The following is a 15,340-nucleotide window of genomic DNA, read 5'->3' on the forward strand; positions in this document are numbered from 1 at the left end:
CAGGCGGTATCAGGCGGCGTAGGCGGCGTAGGCGGCGTAGGCTGTGTCAGACGGGCTCAGGTGTCTTCTGGCCGGTACTCAGCCGGCAGAGCTTCCCGATACGGATAGAACTTGAAGAACGGCCGGGCCTCGTCGAGCGTGCGCACGACCGAGGAGCGCTGCATCAACCGCGCGTAGTAGGTCGCAAGCCGCTGCTGCGATGACGCGAACGGCACCAGCGTGGTCGCGTAGAACAGCGAGGGCGCCGCCGCGCAGTCGGCCATGCTGAAGTGCTCGCCCGCGGCCCACGTGCGATCGGCGAGGCGATCGTCGAGCATCCCATAGGCCATTGCCAAGGTGTCGCGCGCCTCGCTCACCGCGATCGGATCGCGGTCCTCCTCCGCGCGCAACCGGTCCCCGACGATCGCCTGCATGGGGAGCATCACGTAGAGATCCAGCAATCGATCCATCAGCCGGACCTCCAGCGCCGCGTCGCCATCCGCCGGCACCAGCTGCTGGTCCGGCCGCGCGTGGTGCCGGGCGAGGTACTCGATGATCACGCTGGTCTCGGGGACGACCCGGTCCCCGTCGATCAGCAGCGGCATCTTGCCGGTCGGCCAATGTGCGAGAAACTCGGCCCGCTCGACCGGGTCGCCGAGATTGAGGAAACGGCGCTCGACCTCGATGTCCAGTTCATTCAAGGCGATCAAGGCCTTGTGACAGAACGACGACAGCGGATGGAAGTGGAGGCTCAACGCCATGTCATTCACCTGGAGGAGATTGCCGTGACAGACAGGTTATCGCAAAGCCCGCGCGGACCCGCCGCGGTGTTCGCCACGCTCATCACCTGCGCCGCGATGGGGTTGGCCCTGTCGCTGGGCGGCTGCGCGCGGTCCCCGGTCAACTCGACCGCGCCGGACGTCGATGGCGCGGAGTCGTTGATCCGGGCGTCGATCAGCTCGGGCGACGTGAAGGGCCTGGCGCTCGCCGTGATCGAGGACGGAAAGATCCGTACGGTGCGCAGCTACGGCCATCGGAATGCGGACGGCCAGGCGCTGCAGACCGGCACCGTGATGTACGGCGCCTCGCTGACCAAGGCGGTCTTCGCCTACACCGTCATGCAGCTCGTCGACGAGGGCAAGGTCGATCTGGACGCCTCGATCGCGACCTTGCTGGACCGGCCGTTGCCGGACTATCCGAAGGATTCGCGCTACGGCCCGTGGCAGGACCTGCGCGGCGACGAACGATGGCGCGCGCTGACGCCGCGCCTGCTGCTTTCGCATCGCAGCGGTTTCGGCAACTTCGCGTTCCTGGAACCGGACGGGAAGCTGCGCTTCCACTTCGATCCGGGGAGCCGTTACGCGTACTCCGGCGAGGGGCTGATCCTGCTGCAGTTCGTGCTCGAACAGGGACGCTTGAAGCTGGACCTCGGGCAGGAGATGCAGCGCCGCGTCTTCGACCGCTTCGGCATGACGATGACGGGCATGAAGTGGCGCGCGGACTTCGCGCTGAACCTGGCCGACGGCGTGATGGAAGCGCGTCGCTGGGTCCCGCACGATCCGCGCAGCCGCGTGCGCGCGGCAGGCTCGATGGACACGACGATCGACGACTTCGCGCGCTTCGCCGCGGGGCTCGTCCGCGGCGACGGACTCTCGTCGAAGGGCCGGGGGGAGATGATGCGCCCGCAGGCGCCGATCACGACCGCCTCGCAGTTTCCGACCTTGCAGCCGGAGCTGCCCGCGACGCAGCGCCGGGCGGACCTCGCCACGGGGATCGGCGTCGTCGTCTTCGACGGCCCGCAAGGGCGCGGCTACTTCAAGGGCGGCCACGACGACCAGACCGGCAACACGATGGTGTGCGTCGAACGACGCCGCGCCTGCGTCGTGCTGCTGTCCAACGACGTGATGGCCGAGCGGCTCTATCCGGCGATCGTGCGGCGGGTGCTCGGCGAGACCGGCGTGCCGTTCACGTGGGAGTACGGGGAGAAGGCGGCGGCGTGGCCGCGCTGAGCAGGCTCAGGGGAACACCGCCAGGAACAGGAACACCACGAACACCACCATGTGCACCGCGCCCTGCAGCACCGTCGCGCGACCGCCGCCGAGCGTCAGGCCGCCGACGATGAAGGTGAGGAACAGCAACACCATGCTCAGCGGCGTCAGCCCCAGCACCAGCGAGTGAGGGAACAGCGGCGACAGCACCGCCACCGTCGGGATCGTCAGGCCGATGCTCGCCAGGCCGGAGCCCAGCGCCAGGTTCAGGCTGGTCTGCAGCCGGTTGTGCAGCGCCGCGCGCACCGCCGCCACCGTCTCCGGCAGCAGCACCAGCATCGCCACGATCACGCCCACCAGCGACGGCGGCGCGCCGATCGCCTGCACGCCGCGCTCGATCGTCGGCGCCAGCAGCTTCGCCAGCCCGACCACGCCGACCAGGCACACCAGCAGCAGCGCCAGGCTGGTACCGGCCACGCGCCAGCTCGGCGGCGCGGCATGGGTGTCCTGGTCGTCGACGCCGGCCACCGGCAGGAAATAGTCGCGGTGCCGCACCGCCTGCACGAACACGAAGGCCCCGTAGAGCACCAGCGACACGCCGCCCGCGAACAGCAGCTGCGTGGTCGTGAACGTCGGCCCGGCCGAGCTCGTCGTGAATGCCGGCAGCACCAGCGTCAGCACCGACAGCGCGGCCAGCACCGCCAGCGTCGGGCTCGTGCCCTCGACGCGGAAGGCCAGCTCCTGATGCTTCCAGCCGCCGACCAGGATGCACAGCCCCAGCACGCCGTTGCAGACGATCATGATCGCGGAGAACACGGTGTCCCGCGCCAGCGCGTTGGTCGACTCGCCGCCGGCCAGCATCAGCGACACGATCAGCGCGACCTCGATGATGGTCACGGCCACCGCCAGCACCAGCGATCCGTAGGGCTCGCCCACGCGGTGCGCGACGACCTCGGCATGGTGCACCGCCGCAAGCACCGCGGCGATCAGCAGCACGCTCACCACGCCCAGCACCAGCGTCGAAGTGGCACCGGCCGTCAGGCCCACCAACGCGAGGATCGCGGCCAGCGGCGCCGCCAGCGACCAGAGGGGCAGGGCCGCCGGCAGGCGGGCAAGGAGGGAGTTGGAGCGCTTCACATGCATGGGTCGAGCATAGACCACGATGGTCGAACGACCCCGGAGGCGCTACGCTCGCACGCCATGCCGATCCTCGATCCCCGCGTCGATGCCTACATCGATCGCGCCGCCCCGTTCGCGCAGCCCCTGTTGCGCCACTGGCGCGCGACGGTGCACACGCACTGCCCCGACGTGGTCGAGACGATCAAGTGGGGCTTCCCCAACTTCACCTACCGCGACAAGATTTTGACCGGCATGGCCGCCTTCAAGGCGCACTGCTCGATCGGCTTCTGGCACGGCGAGGCGGCCGTCGGCGCCGACCACGCCAAGGACGGCGCGATGGGCGACTTCGGCAAGCTGAGTTCGCTCAAGGACCTGCCGCCCAAGGCCGAGCAGAAGGCCATCCTGAAGCGCGCGATGCAGCTCATCGAGGACGGCGTGAAGGCCCGCCCCGCACGCGCGGCCACGCCCCGGCCGCCGCCGGACGTCCCCGACGATCTGGCCGCCGCGCTCCGCGAGAATCCGGCGGCGCACAAGACCTTCGCGTCCTTCCCGCCCGGTCAGAAACGCGACTACATCGACTGGATCGTCGAGGCGAAGAAGGCGGAAACGCGCGAGCGCCGCCTGGCGCAGGCCGTCGAATGGATGGCCGAAGGCAAGCGGCGGAACTGGAAGTACGAGAACTGCTGAGCGCCGGAAGGTCGGGTCCGGCGCTCAGGCCGGGCTTTGCGTGCTCAGTTCCCAGTTGCTGTCGTGCACCTGCACGTTGTTGCGACCGCCGTCCTTGGCGCGATACAGCGCGCGGTCGGCGCGCATGAACAGCTGGTCGGCGGTCAACTGGCCGCCCGGCTCCGCCACCGCGATGCCGGCGGACACCGTCAGCGTGAAGTCGCGCCCGTCGCCGTCGCACAAGCGCAGCGTCGCCACCGCCTCGCGGATCTGCTCGACCAGGCTCATGGCGCCTGATCCATCGGTGGCCGGCAGCACGAGCCCGAATTCCTCGCCGCCCCAGCGGCCCACGACGTCCGACGCGCGCAAGCGCGCCCGCACCTCGGCCGCGAAGGCGCGCAGCGCGTCGTCGCCGGCGTGATGCCCGTGGCAGTCGTTGACGTCCTTGAAATGGTCCAGGTCCAGCAGCACGAAGGCCAGCGGCGTGCCTTCGCGCCGGCCCCGCTCCAGCTCGTGCCGCAGCAGCGCGTCGGCGGTCATGCGGTTCAGACAGCCGGTGAGCCCGTCCGTCGAGGCCACCTCCTCCATGCGTCGCGCGATGCGCTCGAAGTTGGCCAGCACGAAACCGAAGCCCGCGCCGATCAGCGAGATGAAGCTGAACAGGAAGGTCAGCCCCTGACCCAGGCTGCTCTGCATGAGGTCGAGGTATTCCTCCGGATTCGTCAGCGCGTGCAGGCTGCGCAGCATCAGGCTCGCCGCCGCGGCGACCAGCGTGACGCCGACCGCGCGCAACGAGGACTCGCCGCGCCAGCCCGGCCCCAGCAGCAGGAAGATCGCCGGCATCAGCAGGACCGCGAAGACCAGGGAGATCGCGCTCGTGCGCAGCGCCAGCGGCCAGGCTAGCATCCACGCCGTCAATCCCCAGGCCACGGCCGGCGCGCCCCACCACATCCAGCGCGGCAGCGCACGCCCCAGCACGTGCCGGTGGATGGCCTCGTTGTAGAACACGATGCCCAGTGCGATCAGCCCGTTGCCGAACAAGGCCGAGATCCAGACCGGCAGCACGATGCGCGCGGAGAGCATCGCGAAGCCGGCCAGCAGCGTCCACGAGCCCCAGGTCCACACGCCGAGGTCCAGGTAGCGCAGGCGGCTGCGCTGCGCCGCCCACAGCTGGACGCCGAGCATCGCGAAACCGCTCAGCAGCGCCAACATCAGCGTGGGGATGTGGATCGACGCCATGACGCTGGAGTGTAGTGATCGAGGCCGGCCGACTGTCCCCCTACATCGCGGGCGTTGCTCGTTACAAACGCGTCAAACCCACGGGATCACGGGGGCGACGGCCGATCTGTCACCGCGTGCGCCGGCATGTGGCCCGTCGGCGTGTCGCCCGCCCACGGGCCGATCAGCGCAGCGATCCAGGCGCGCGTCTGGTGCGGTGCGATCACGGCGTCGATCTCCAGCGTCTCGGCGATCGCCAGCGCCTGGCCGCGCGCCACCTGCGCGGCGAGCAGCCGCTCGAACAGGGCCTGCCGCTCCGGCCCCTCGGGCACGGCGGCCAGCTCCTTGCGATAACCGAGCCGCACCGCGCCTTCCAGCCCCATCGCGCCGAATTCGCCGCTCGGCCACGAGGCGCAGCCGATCGGGCGGTGCAGGCTGCCGCCGGCCAGGGCCATCGCGCCCAGGCCGAACGCGCGACGCATCACCACCGCGACCAGCGGCACCGTCAGGGCCGCTGCGGCGCGAAACAGCTCGCCGGCCTCGCGCAGCTGCCCGGTGGATTCGGCTGCTGGGCCGACCATGAATCCCGGGCTGTCGATCAGGCTCACCACCGGCAGACCGAGGCGCTCGCACAGCCGCCAGAAGCGCGCCAGCTTGCGGGACGCGGCGCCGTCGACCGCGCCGCCGAGCACGGCGCAGTCGCTCGCCACGACGGCCACCGCCTGACCTTGGAAGAAGGCCGCGGCGGTGATCACGCTGTCGCCGCTGCCGCGCCCAAGCTCGATCAGCGAACCCTCGTCGAAGAGCCGCGCCAGGATCTCGCGCACCGGGTAGGCGCGCTGCCGGGCCTCTGGAATCGCGTCGTCAAGCGGAGCCTGATCCGGCTCGACCGTCGCCACTGCCGCGGCCGCGGGCAGCCGACACATCCAGGCCATCAAGGCGCGCACGAGCGCAGCGGCTTGCGGCTCATCGTCGACCAGCGCGTCGACGACGCCCGCCCGGGCGAGTCCGGGCGCGGGGCCGATCTGCGCAGGCTCGAAGCGGCCGAGGCCGCCGCCTTCGATCATCGCGGGACCGCCGAGTCCGATGTTGCTGTCGCGAGTGGCGACCACCAGGTCGCAGCAGGCGAGCAGCGCGGCGTTGCCGGCGAAGCAGCGCCCTGCCGCGACGCCGATCGTCGGCACCTGCCCGGCCAGCGCGGCCAGGCGCGCGAAGGTCGCGACGTGCAGGCCCGCAACCACCGGCATGTCGGTGTCGCCGGGCCGGCCGCCGCCGCCCTCCGCGAACAGCACGAACGGCAGTTGGCGGCGTTCGGCGAGTTCGATCAGGCGGTCGGTCTTCTGATGGCTGCGGAAGCCCTGCGTGCCGGCCAGCACGGTGGCGTCGTAGGCCATCACGGCGATCGGGCGACCGCGCAGGCGTGCGACGCCGGTCACGACACCATCGGCCGGTGTCTGGGCGCGCAGCTCGTCGACCGGCCGGCGCGCGGCCTGGGCGGCGATCGCGAGCGCGCCGTACTCGGTGAAGCTGCCCGGATCGCAGACGGCATCGACGTTCTCGCGCGCGGTGCGCTGTCCCTGCGCATGCCGTTTCGCGATCGCGTCAGGCCGGGCCTCGTCGGCCACCAGCGCGTGACGCTCGCGCCAGGCGCGAATGTCGGCACGCTCGCATGTCGTCGACGATTCATCGGTCTTGTCGTTTCGAGCGCTCCCGGCCTCCGCTGCCGGTTCTGCTACTGGCTCTGCTATCGGCTCTGCTCCCACGATCGCCGCGGGAGGAGTCATGCGCCAGGCCATCAACGCGTCGCCCTCGCGCACGAGTTCGCCCTCGGCGGCAAAGAGCTCTTCGACGCACCCGTCGGCCGTCGCCGACACCTCGTGCTCCATCTTCATCGCTTCGAGTCGCACGACGGGCTGGCCGCGTCGCACGATGTCGCCCGCCGCGACAAGCCACTGCTGGACCGTGGCGGACAACGGAGCAACGAGCGCGGGCATGCTCAGGACAGGCGTTCGATCAACGCCATCGCCGCGGCCGGCGCGCGTTCCTTCGCGCCGCTGATGAAGAAGACGAACACGTCGCGTGCCCGCTTGGGCGGCGCACGGTCGGCCTCGACCAGCGGCAGGCCGTCGGGCTGACCGCCGGACTCCCAGCGCGAGGCGCTGGCGGCGAGGCCGTCGAGCTCCTCCTCCGTCACCCCGCAGACGAGCTCCGAGCGCGTGCGCATCACCCGCGTGTAAACGAAGTCGGCGGTGAGGTCCGGAATGGGCGGGTAGTCGTCCGACTCGGTGAACACGACGCCGGCGCCATGGTCGCGTGCCATCGCCAGGAACTCCGGCGAGCGGAAGCTCTCATGCCGGACGTCGAGCGCGTGCCGCAGCGGAACGCCGGCCGAGGCTGCCGGCAGCAGCTTCAGGAAGGCGCCGAAGTCGACCGGATCGAAGCGCTTGGTCGTCGCGAACTGCCAGACGATGGGCCCGAGCTTGGGCCCGAGTTCCGCGACGCCGCTGTCGATGAAGCGCATCACCGATTCACCGGCTTCGGCCAGCACGCGCCGGTTGGTGGTGAAGCGGTTGGCCTTGAGCGAGAAGACGAAGTTCTCCGGCGCCGTGTCGCGCCACTTGGCGAAGGTAGCCGGCTTGAAGGTCGAGTAGTAGGTGCCGTTGACCTCGATGGCGCTCAGCTTGCGGCTGGCGTATTCCAGCTCGCGCGAGACGGGCAGGTCCTTGGGATAGAAGGTCTCGCGCCAGGGCTCGAAGTTCCAGCCGCCGATGCCCACGTGGATCGAGGTGCTCATGTCGTCGTGTCCTCCAGAAGTCGTTCGAGTCGGGTCTGTCCGCGGCGCGTCACGCGCAATGCGCGGCTGCCGGGATCGGGATCGAGCCAGTCCTGCGCCAGCATCGCCTGCAGCCAGGCCGCGCCGAGCGCGCCGCCCAGGTGCGGCCGACGCTCGCTCCAGTCCATGCAGGCGCAGGCCAGGCGACGTCGGCGCGCGCCGGCGGCGGCGGCGACATCCACACCGAGCCCGCGCAGCGCGTCCAGGCCCGTGTCGGTGAAGCGGTAGCCGCGGACCTCGTCGGGATCGGGCGTCATCCAGTGCAGGCGCAGCGCGTGGTCGTGCAGGCGCACGCCCCAATGGCCGGCGAGGTGGTCGTAGCAGCGCCGCGCCTGGCGCAGCGCGGGCGGCGTGCTGGGCTCGAAGCGCGGACGCGGCAGGCCGGCCAGCACGAGCATGGCCTCCAGCGCCAGTCCGACCTCGGGCCCGGCGAGCCGGTAGTAGCGGTGCCTGCCTTGCGCCATGCAGCCGACCAGGCCCTGGCCGAGCAGCTTGGCCAGGTGCGCGCTGGCGGTCGACGCGGCGACGTCGCCGACGGCGGCCAGTTCGGTCGCGGTGCGTGCGTGGCCGTCCATCAGGCAGCAGAGCATGCGCGCACGCACCGGTTCGGCCATGCTGGCGGCGATGTGGGCCAGCGCCTCGTCGGCGGTGGGGGCGTCAATCATGCTTCGATGCTAAGCGAAGCGTTCCCGGCGATCCATCGCGAAGATTCCCCCATGCCGACCTTCCGCCACTGACCTCAGAGGCTTCCCTCATGTCCGCTTGCCCCTTCCATTCGCGGCCCAGCGCCGACGCGCCTGCCGCCGCGCCGTCGATGTCGTCGATGTCACCGCTGCTCGATCCCGACCTGCGCATGCGCCCGCCCGGCGAGCCGCTGCCGCCGCCCTTGCGCGCGCACGGCGGGCCGCTGGCCAACGCCTTCGCGCGGTGGCTGCGACAGCGCGACGATCCCGCCCATCCCCCGGAGAAGCTCGCGTTGACGCGCGCGCTGCAGGCGTTGTCGGAGGACGAGGTCCGCGCCCATGCGCGGCGGCAGGCCGCGATCGCGCTGGGTGGCGGCTGGTCGCACTGGTCCTGGTCCGTGCCGGCTGCGACGGTCGCCAGCCTGCTCGGCATCGAGCTGCCCGATGTCGACGCGCAACGACGGCTGCAGGCCAGCCTGCGCGCGATGGCCGCGGGCCTGGGCGCGACTGCGGAGCCCGACGCCGTGCGCGCGGGGGGCGAGGCCGTCGTCGCGCTGCTGGACGCCCTCGACGACGCGGAGCGCCGGTCGCCGGATGCGCCGCTGCAATGGACCTTGCTGCGCCATGCGGCGCCGACGCGTTGGACTGACCGCGCCGCGTTCACCGCCAACCGGCTGGCGCTGATCTGGCAGAGCCACGAGGCCGGCGCCGCGCTGCTCGGGCATGCGTTGCTGGACTGGCGTTCGACGGGTCGCATGCCCGCGCGGGAGGACCTGCTGCGCATCGCCCGCGAAGGCGGCGCCGTGCGCGTGACCCGGCGCTTCGACGTGCGGCAGGATCCGGCCACGCCGGTGAGCGTTCCCCTCGCCGGCACCCCGCATCCCTTCGGCGACGGCGCGCACCGCTGTCCCGGGCAAGGCCTGGCACTGAGCAGCATCCAGGCGGCGCTGACCTGGCTCGGCGAGCAGCCGACGCTGCGACCGCCGCAGCCGGGCGCGCCGCTGTCGCTGCCCAACATGGACATTCCGCAATTCCTGGACGAGGAATCCCACCCATGATCGCCGTCATCTTCGAAGTCATCCCCAGCGCCGACGGGCGCGACCGCTACCTCGCACTCGCCGCGGAGCTCAAGCCGCTGCTGCAGGAGGTCGACGGTTTCCTCAGCATCGAGCGCTTCCAGAGCCTGACGGATCCGGGCAAGCTGCTGTCGCTGTCCTTCTGGCGCGATGAGGACGCGGTGCGCGAGTGGCGTCGCATCGAGGCGCATCGCGGCGCGCAATCGGAGGGCCGGGCCGGCGTCTTCGCCGACTACCGGCTGCGCGTCGCCGCGGTGCTGCGCGACTACGGCATGACCGAGCGCGAGCAGGCGCCGGCGGACAGCCGCGAGCGGCACCGCGCATAACGCGCATAACGCGCGGAATGCGTGCAAGGCCCGTAACGCCCGTAACGCGCCTTCCACTGGGATGTCGTCGTCCGACTCGACGATTTCGTCGCACGATCCCGCCCGGCGTCGGGCAGCGCGCCGAGAATCGCCGCCGCCCACACGACACGGCCTCGAGGCCGGACCCTGCCCCATGTCCTCCCCTGCCCTGCCCGCCACGGGTTCACCGCGCCAGCACGGCCTGGACGCGCTGCGCGCCGCCGCCATCCTGCTGGTCTTCGCGTACCACTACCAGGTCTTCGTCAGCGGCGCGCCGACCTTCGGCTGGCTCAGCCGCATCGGCTGGACGGGCGTCGACCTGTTCTTCGTGCTCAGCGGCTACCTGATCGCCAACCAGCTGCTGGGCGGGATGAAGCGCGGGGGCCAGCTCTCGCTGCCGCGCTTCTACGGTCGGCGGCTGCTGCGCACCCTGCCCAACTTCTACGTGGTGCTGGCGCTCTACTGGCTGTTCCCGCAGGTCATGGGCGGCCGCGAGCCGCCGCCGCTGTGGCGCTTCCTGACCTTCACCCAGAACATCGCGCTGACGCCGGGGACGGCCTTCTCCCATGCGTGGTCGCTGTGCATCGAGGAGCAGTTCTACCTGATGCTGCCCGCGGCCCTGATGCTGGGCGCCGCGCTCAAGCGGCGACGCCGCGCGCTGGCCTGGTCGCTGATCGGCGTGCTGACGCTGGCGGCCGTCCTCTGGCGCGACCACCTGTGGCGCCGGTATGGCACGCAGGATCCGTCGCTCGGCTACTACCCGCACCTGTACTACGGCAGCCTCGCGCGGCTGGACGAGTTCCTGCCCGGCGTCGCCGTGGCGCTGCTGAAGCACGGCCATGCGGACGCCTGGACCGCGCTGATGCGACGTGCGAAGACGCTGCTCGCGGCTGGCGCCGCGGCGAGCCTCGGCATGCTGACGCTGATGCTGCACTTCTATTACATCGACGACGACGGTTACGGCCGGGCGATGAGCAGCTGGGGCTACAGCGCGCTGGCCTGGAGCTTCGGCCTGATGGTGCTGGCCGCGCTCGCGCCGCAAGGTCCGATGGCGCGCGTGCAGGTCCCCGGTGCGAATGCGCTGGCGCGCTGGTCGTATGCGCTGTACCTGACCCACAAGCCGATCGCCTACGCGCTGGTCAAGCCGCTGGCGGCGCTCGGCCTGATGCGGGCGTCGGGCTGGACGGTGCCGGTGATCGCGGCGGCCTGCGTGCTGGGCGGCTGGCTGTTGTACCGGCTGGTGGAGCTGCCGTTCCTGAGCCTGCGGGACCGCTGGATCCCTTCGCAGTTCGTCGACACGGCGCGTGCTACAACGGCGGATCCAAGGAGCCCCCAGCATGCGTAGCGTTTTTCCCTCCGGCCCTTCCAGCATTTCCCGCCGTTCCCGTCCGTTGCGTCGCGCGGCGATCCTGTCCGTCGCCGCCGCCGCGCTGGCGCTCGTCGCCTCCGTATCCCTGGCCGCGAGCGCCGAGGAGATCGGCGAAGTGAGCACGGTGTTCAAGTTCATCGGCCCGAACCACAAGATCGTCGTCGACGCCTACGACGATCCCGCCGTCAACGGCGTGACCTGCTACGTGTCGCGCGCGAAGACCGGCGGCATCAAGGGCGGTCTCGGCCTGGCGGAAGACAAGTCCGAAGCGTCGATCGCCTGCCGCGCCGTCGGCCCGATCAGCTTCCCTAAGCCGCTGCCCCAACAGGAGGAGGTGTTCTCCGAACGCTCTTCGCTGGTGTTCAAGCGGCTGCGCGTCGTCCGCATGGTCGATGCCAAGCGCAACACGTTGGTCTACCTGACCTACTCGGACCGCGTGATCGAAGGCTCGCCGCAGAACAGCGTGACGGCGGTGCCGGTGGACCGGGGAACGGTGATCCCGGTGAAGTGACGGCCCTCCTCGGTGGAGGCCGCGCTGCACGCGCCGGCGAGCGGGGCGCGTGAGCGCTGCCGGACGCCTCATGCGATCGGCGCATCGGTGCTGACGGTCACCTCGCGCCAGGCCTCGATCGATGCGCTCATCGAGGCCAGCTTCTGTTGCACCAACCCGAGCGCGTCGCTGCCCAGCAGCAGATGCGCGGGCGGTGGGGCCTCGCCGACGGCGAGGTCCACGATCACGCCCGCCGCCAGCGCCGGATCGCCCAGCTGGCGACCGCTGACGGCCTGACGCCGCGCGCGGACCGGGTCGAAGATCGCGTCGTAGTCGGCGATGCCGCGCGCCGACCGCACCATCGACCGGCCCGCCCAATCGGTCCGGAAGGACCCCGGCGCGATCGCCGTGACGGTGATGCCCAGGCCCTCGACTTCCTTGCCCAGCGCTTCCGAGAGGCCTTCCAGCGCGAACTTGCTCCCGCAGTAGTAGGTGATGCCCGGCATCGTGATGAAGCCGCCCATGGACGTCGTGTTGAAGATGCGCCCCGCGCGACGGCCTCGCATGAACGGCAGCACCGCCTTCATCATCGCGACCGCGCCGAAGACGTTGACCTGGAACTGGCGCAGCAGCTCCTCCATCGGGCTCTCCTCCAGGATGCCTTCGTGGCCGTAGCCCGCGTTGTTGATGAGGACGTCGATCGGGCCGATGTCCGCTTCGATGCCCGCCACCAGCGGCGCGGCGAGCTCGAGCGACGTCACGTCGTGCTGGCGCGCGTGCGCCCGGCCGGGGCACCGTTGTTCGAAGTCGCGCGCCGCCTCGGTGTTGCGCACGGTGCCGACCACGACGTGGCCTTGCGCCAGCGCGCGGTCCGCGATCGCGCGGCCGAAGCCGCTGCTGACGCCGGTGATGAGGAAGGTCCTGGTGGATCGCTCCGACGACGACGACGAGGACGAGGACGAGGACGAGGACGAGGACGACGACGGAGAGGGAGAGGGGTGGGTCGTGTTCATGAGGGAATGCTAGGAACTGGCGACCCGCTTGCGCAGGTCCAGGGCCCCACCGGTCTTGCCTATTCCTCCACGCGGGAACGAGCCGACCCTCGGAGCGTCGAGAATCCTCGACATCCCATGTCCGACACCACCCGCCAGCGCCAGATCCGCGACCTGCTGCTCCGGCTCGCGCCGACCGAGGGCTACACCGTGAGCCCGATCGCATCGGTCCGATGGCTGCGCAGCAACCGCCCGCTCGACAGCACGCCGGTGCTCTACGAGCCGGGCATCGTCTTCGTCTGCCAGGGCCGCAAGCGCGGCTTCATCGGCGACCGCACGCTCGTCTACGACGCGCGCCACTATCTGGTGGTCGCCGTGCCGGTGCCGTTCACGATGGAGACCGACGCAAGCGAAGCAGCGCCGCTGCTGGCCGCGTACCTGCGGCTCGATCCGGCGCTGGCCGCGGAGGTCGCGCTGGCGATCGACCAGAGCGGCATGGACCGCGAGGACACGCCGCCTGGACCGGCGGCGCCGCTGGGACTGGAAGCGTCGCCCATGGATGACCGGATCGAGGGCACCCTGCTGCGCTTCCTCGAAGCGATGGCGGATCCAATGGAGACGGCAGTGCTCGGACCGGCGTTGCTGCGCGAGTTGTACTTCCGCGTCCTCTGCGGCGCGCAGGGCGCGACCCTGCGGAGCGTGCTCGGCGAGCGCGGACACCTGGGCCGCATCGCATTGGCGCTCAAGCGCATCCATGCGGATTACGCCGAGCGTCTCGACGTCTCACGCCTGGCACGCGAGGCGGGGCTCGGGCTGGCCGCCTTCCACGCGCATTTCAAGGCACTCACGCAGACCACCCCGATGCAGTACCTCAAGTCGACGCGCCTGCATCGAGCCCGGCTGCTGATGCTGCACCAGGGCATGACGGCCGCGGCGGCCGCGGACCGTGTCGGCTACGAGAGCGCCTCACAGTTCAGCCGCGAGTTCCGCCGGCTCTTCGGACGGGCGCCGCAGGCGGAGGTCGCGCGATTGAAGGCCTCGTTCGCCATCCCGGAGCAGGTCGACGAGGCGTTTGTGTCCTCTCATTGAGTGGCGCCCGTGGGCGCCGCAACCGGGCGGGCACTCCGCACGCCGCGTCATCCAGGGACAGGCGGCGGATGACGGGCGACGACGTCCTCGCTAGCCTGGATGGTCCGGTTCGCTTCGACACCGGCCTCCAGCGAGGAGCCGCGCATGACTGTCATCACCGTCTACACGCCCGATGAAGTCGAACACAAGGAGAACCCGGCGCCGCTCTCCGACTTCAACCTGCAGTTCCTCGCCCAGGGCGATTCGTGGTTCTCGCTGGGCGCGCTGCCGCTGAAGTCCTCGAATCTCTTCGACGGCATGGCGACCGACATCGCCGCCTGCGCGGTCAACTTCGCCTCGCCCGGCGCGGTCCTCCAGCGGATGGTGGACGCCACCCGCGAGCGACGGTTCCTCAGCTACCTCAACGGCCCGATGCGCCAGCCCTGGAGCGGGCTGCTGCTGTCGGGCGGCGGCAACGACCTCATCGATGCCGCGGCAGTCGACCCGGCGCATCCCCGTGAGCGTCGACTGCTGGCCACCCGTGACGAGTGGGGCCAGGGCCTCGCGGAGGACCGCTTCCTGTCCAACGCGGGCTGGGCGACCTTCAGCACCTACCTGACGGCGGTCGTGAAGCAGATGCTCCGCGAGCGGGACAAGAGCGTGAACCGCGGCATCCCCGTCGTTCTGCACACCTACGACCTGGCCGTGCCCCGTCCATCAGGCGCCGGCTTCGGCAAGGGCCCGTGGCTGCAGCCATCGCTCGTGAAGTTCGGCGTCCCGGAGGCCGAATGGGCCGCCGTCGCCGCCCTGATGCTCCGGAGACTGAAGGCGCTGCTCTTCCAGATCGCGGCCACCATCCCCGACGGCTCGGTGCACGTGGTCAACACGCAGGGCACGCTCACCCCGGCTTCGACCCAGGACACGGGGCCGACGGCCGACTGGATCAACGAGATCCATCCGACCTCGTCGGGCTACCGCAAGCTCAGCGCGCTGTGGCGCCCGGTGCTCAACCAGCTGTGAGCGCGCGGTCGGTGCCGGTGCCGGTGTCCGTACCGGCGCCGGTCTCGACGGCGAACCCCTCGTCGACCCAGCCGGTCAATCCGCCGATCATCAGCTTCACCGGCCGCCCGAGCCGGGCGAGCCGGATGGCGCCGCGGTGCGCGCCGTTGCAATGCGGGCCGGCGCAATAGACGACGAACAGCGTGTCCATCGGGTACGTGGCCATCTTGCCCTCGGTGATCTTCCCGTGCGGCAGGCTCACGGCGCCGGGCACATGGCCGCGGCCGTAGAGCTCGTGGCTGCGCACGTCCAACAGCACAAAGTCCTCGACCCCGCGTGAGAACGCGTCGTGCACGTCCCAGCAGTCGGTCTCGAAGGCGAAGGCCTGTTCGAAATGCACAAGTGCCTGCGCGCTCGGCGCGGCGGGGACGGCGGCAACAGCGGAGAGGTTCGAGCTCATCGGGCGTTCCTTCAGCGGAGTGGGTCGATGGCGGCCAGTGTCGCGAAGGTCCCCTT

General features: G+C 70.7%; 16 protein-coding genes. 8 read left to right on the forward strand and 8 right to left on the reverse strand.

Features of this window, described 5'->3' with window-relative positions:
- Positions 1–56: 56 nt before the first annotated feature.
- The gene (locus AC07O8_RS16505) at positions 57–740 is read right to left on the reverse strand and encodes a glutathione S-transferase family protein (protein WP_495049060.1); all 684 of its coding nucleotides are present in this window, start codon (positions 738–740) and stop codon (positions 57–59) included.
- 24 nt (positions 741–764) lie between these two features.
- On the opposite strand from AC07O8_RS16505, the gene AC07O8_RS16510 reads away from it, so the two are divergent.
- Positions 765–1,988, forward strand: coding sequence for a serine hydrolase domain-containing protein (locus AC07O8_RS16510; protein ID WP_495049061.1), 1,224 nt, complete (start codon positions 765–767; stop codon positions 1,986–1,988).
- A 6-nt stretch (positions 1,989–1,994) separates the two neighbouring features.
- On the opposite strand, the gene AC07O8_RS16515 is transcribed toward AC07O8_RS16510, so the two are convergent.
- Entirely contained in the window at positions 1,995–3,110 is a 1,116-nt protein-coding gene (locus AC07O8_RS16515; RefSeq protein ID WP_495049062.1) for a calcium:cation antiporter, read from the reverse strand.
- Positions 3,111–3,167: 57 nt separating this feature from the next.
- Here AC07O8_RS16515 and AC07O8_RS16520 point away from each other — a divergent pair, with 57 nt between their 5' ends.
- Positions 3,168–3,773, forward strand: a complete 606-nt coding sequence (locus tag AC07O8_RS16520) for a YdeI/OmpD-associated family protein (protein WP_495049063.1) — start codon at positions 3,168–3,170, stop codon at positions 3,771–3,773.
- Between the two features lie 24 nt (positions 3,774–3,797).
- On the opposite strand, the gene AC07O8_RS16525 is transcribed toward AC07O8_RS16520, so the two are convergent.
- The 4 genes from AC07O8_RS16525 to AC07O8_RS16540 form a co-directional block, all read right to left on the reverse strand.
- Entirely contained in the window at positions 3,798–4,991 is a 1,194-nt protein-coding gene (locus AC07O8_RS16525; RefSeq protein ID WP_495049064.1) for a GGDEF domain-containing protein, read from the reverse strand.
- A gap of 86 nt (positions 4,992–5,077) precedes the next feature.
- Positions 5,078–6,964 carry a carboxyl transferase domain-containing protein gene (locus tag AC07O8_RS16530; RefSeq protein ID WP_495049065.1) on the reverse strand — a complete coding sequence of 629 codons (1,887 nt, stop codon included), beginning with the start codon at positions 6,962–6,964 and terminating at the stop codon, positions 5,078–5,080.
- A gap of 2 nt (positions 6,965–6,966) precedes the next feature.
- Positions 6,967–7,764, reverse strand: coding sequence for a DUF72 domain-containing protein (locus AC07O8_RS16535; RefSeq protein WP_495049066.1), 798 nt, complete (start codon positions 7,762–7,764; stop codon positions 6,967–6,969).
- Entirely contained in the window at positions 7,761–8,468 is a 708-nt protein-coding gene (locus AC07O8_RS16540; protein ID WP_495049067.1) for an ArsR/SmtB family transcription factor, read from the reverse strand. Before AC07O8_RS16540 ends, AC07O8_RS16535 begins: the two co-directional genes overlap by 4 nt.
- 89 nt (positions 8,469–8,557) lie before the next feature.
- Between AC07O8_RS16540 and AC07O8_RS16545 the strand changes: the two genes are divergently transcribed.
- The 4 genes from AC07O8_RS16545 (at position 8,558) to AC07O8_RS16560 (ending at position 11,786) form a co-directional block, all read left to right on the forward strand.
- Entirely contained in the window at positions 8,558–9,544 is a 987-nt protein-coding gene (locus AC07O8_RS16545; RefSeq protein ID WP_495049068.1) for a cytochrome P450 family protein, read from the forward strand.
- Positions 9,541–9,888 (forward strand): antibiotic biosynthesis monooxygenase family protein, encoded by a 348-nt coding sequence (locus AC07O8_RS16550; RefSeq protein ID WP_495049069.1) that lies wholly within the window; start codon positions 9,541–9,543, stop codon positions 9,886–9,888. The genes AC07O8_RS16545 and AC07O8_RS16550 overlap by 4 nt, the downstream gene beginning before the upstream one ends.
- Positions 9,889–10,060: 172 nt before the next feature.
- Positions 10,061–11,251: an acyltransferase family protein gene (locus AC07O8_RS16555; RefSeq protein WP_495049070.1), complete on the forward strand. Its 1,191-nt coding sequence runs from the start codon at positions 10,061–10,063 to the stop codon at positions 11,249–11,251.
- Complete coding sequence (locus tag AC07O8_RS16560; RefSeq protein ID WP_495049071.1) at positions 11,244–11,786, forward strand: CreA family protein; 543 nt, start codon at positions 11,244–11,246, stop codon at positions 11,784–11,786. The genes AC07O8_RS16555 and AC07O8_RS16560 overlap by 8 nt, the downstream gene beginning before the upstream one ends.
- Positions 11,787–11,854: 68 nt before the next feature.
- Here the strand turns inward: AC07O8_RS16560 and AC07O8_RS16565 are convergent, their stop codons facing one another.
- Positions 11,855–12,778 (reverse strand): oxidoreductase, encoded by a 924-nt coding sequence (locus tag AC07O8_RS16565; protein WP_495049072.1) that lies wholly within the window; start codon positions 12,776–12,778, stop codon positions 11,855–11,857.
- 117 nt (positions 12,779–12,895) lie between these two features.
- On the opposite strand from AC07O8_RS16565, the gene AC07O8_RS16570 reads away from it, so the two are divergent.
- Both AC07O8_RS16570 and AC07O8_RS16575 read left to right on the forward strand, forming a co-directional pair.
- Positions 12,896–13,846: an AraC family transcriptional regulator gene (locus AC07O8_RS16570; protein ID WP_495049073.1), complete on the forward strand. Its 951-nt coding sequence runs from the start codon at positions 12,896–12,898 to the stop codon at positions 13,844–13,846.
- Positions 13,847–13,990: 144 nt separating this feature from the next.
- A complete protein-coding gene (locus AC07O8_RS16575) occupies positions 13,991–14,845 on the forward strand; it encodes a hypothetical protein (RefSeq protein ID WP_495049074.1) in 855 nt (284 codons plus the stop codon).
- On the opposite strand, the gene AC07O8_RS16580 is transcribed toward AC07O8_RS16575, so the two are convergent.
- Complete coding sequence (locus AC07O8_RS16580) at positions 14,832–15,284, reverse strand: rhodanese-like domain-containing protein (RefSeq protein WP_495049075.1); 453 nt, start codon at positions 15,282–15,284, stop codon at positions 14,832–14,834. The genes AC07O8_RS16575 and AC07O8_RS16580 overlap by 14 nt on opposite strands.
- Between the last annotated feature and the right edge of the window lie 56 nt (positions 15,285–15,340).

It is taken from the genome of Roseateles sp. GW821-FHT09G09, from assembly GCF_059415965.1.

Coding starts and splice junctions, on each gene's coding strand:
- AC07O8_RS16505 (WP_495049060.1), bottom strand. CDS start 740: ATGGCGTTGAGCCTCCACTTCCATCCGCTGTCGTCGTTCTGTCACAAG.
- AC07O8_RS16535 (WP_495049066.1), bottom strand. CDS start 7,764: ATGAGCACCTCGATCCACGTGGGCATCGGCGGCTGGAACTTCGAGCCC.
- AC07O8_RS16570 (WP_495049073.1), top strand. CDS start 12,896: ATGTCCGACACCACCCGCCAGCGCCAGATCCGCGACCTGCTGCTCCGG.
- AC07O8_RS16555 (WP_495049070.1), top strand. CDS start 10,061: ATGTCCTCCCCTGCCCTGCCCGCCACGGGTTCACCGCGCCAGCACGGC.
- AC07O8_RS16545 (WP_495049068.1), top strand. CDS start 8,558: ATGTCCGCTTGCCCCTTCCATTCGCGGCCCAGCGCCGACGCGCCTGCC.
- AC07O8_RS16565 (WP_495049072.1), bottom strand. CDS start 12,778: ATGAACACGACCCACCCCTCTCCCTCTCCGTCGTCGTCCTCGTCCTCG.
- AC07O8_RS16525 (WP_495049064.1), bottom strand. CDS start 4,991: ATGGCGTCGATCCACATCCCCACGCTGATGTTGGCGCTGCTGAGCGGT.
- AC07O8_RS16550 (WP_495049069.1), top strand. CDS start 9,541: ATGATCGCCGTCATCTTCGAAGTCATCCCCAGCGCCGACGGGCGCGAC.
- AC07O8_RS16520 (WP_495049063.1), top strand. CDS start 3,168: ATGCCGATCCTCGATCCCCGCGTCGATGCCTACATCGATCGCGCCGCC.
- AC07O8_RS16530 (WP_495049065.1), bottom strand. CDS start 6,964: ATGCCCGCGCTCGTTGCTCCGTTGTCCGCCACGGTCCAGCAGTGGCTT.
- AC07O8_RS16540 (WP_495049067.1), bottom strand. CDS start 8,468: ATGATTGACGCCCCCACCGCCGACGAGGCGCTGGCCCACATCGCCGCC.
- AC07O8_RS16575 (WP_495049074.1), top strand. CDS start 13,991: ATGACTGTCATCACCGTCTACACGCCCGATGAAGTCGAACACAAGGAG.
- AC07O8_RS16515 (WP_495049062.1), bottom strand. CDS start 3,110: ATGCATGTGAAGCGCTCCAACTCCCTCCTTGCCCGCCTGCCGGCGGCC.
- AC07O8_RS16560 (WP_495049071.1), top strand. CDS start 11,244: ATGCGTAGCGTTTTTCCCTCCGGCCCTTCCAGCATTTCCCGCCGTTCC.
- AC07O8_RS16580 (WP_495049075.1), bottom strand. CDS start 15,284: ATGAGCTCGAACCTCTCCGCTGTTGCCGCCGTCCCCGCCGCGCCGAGC.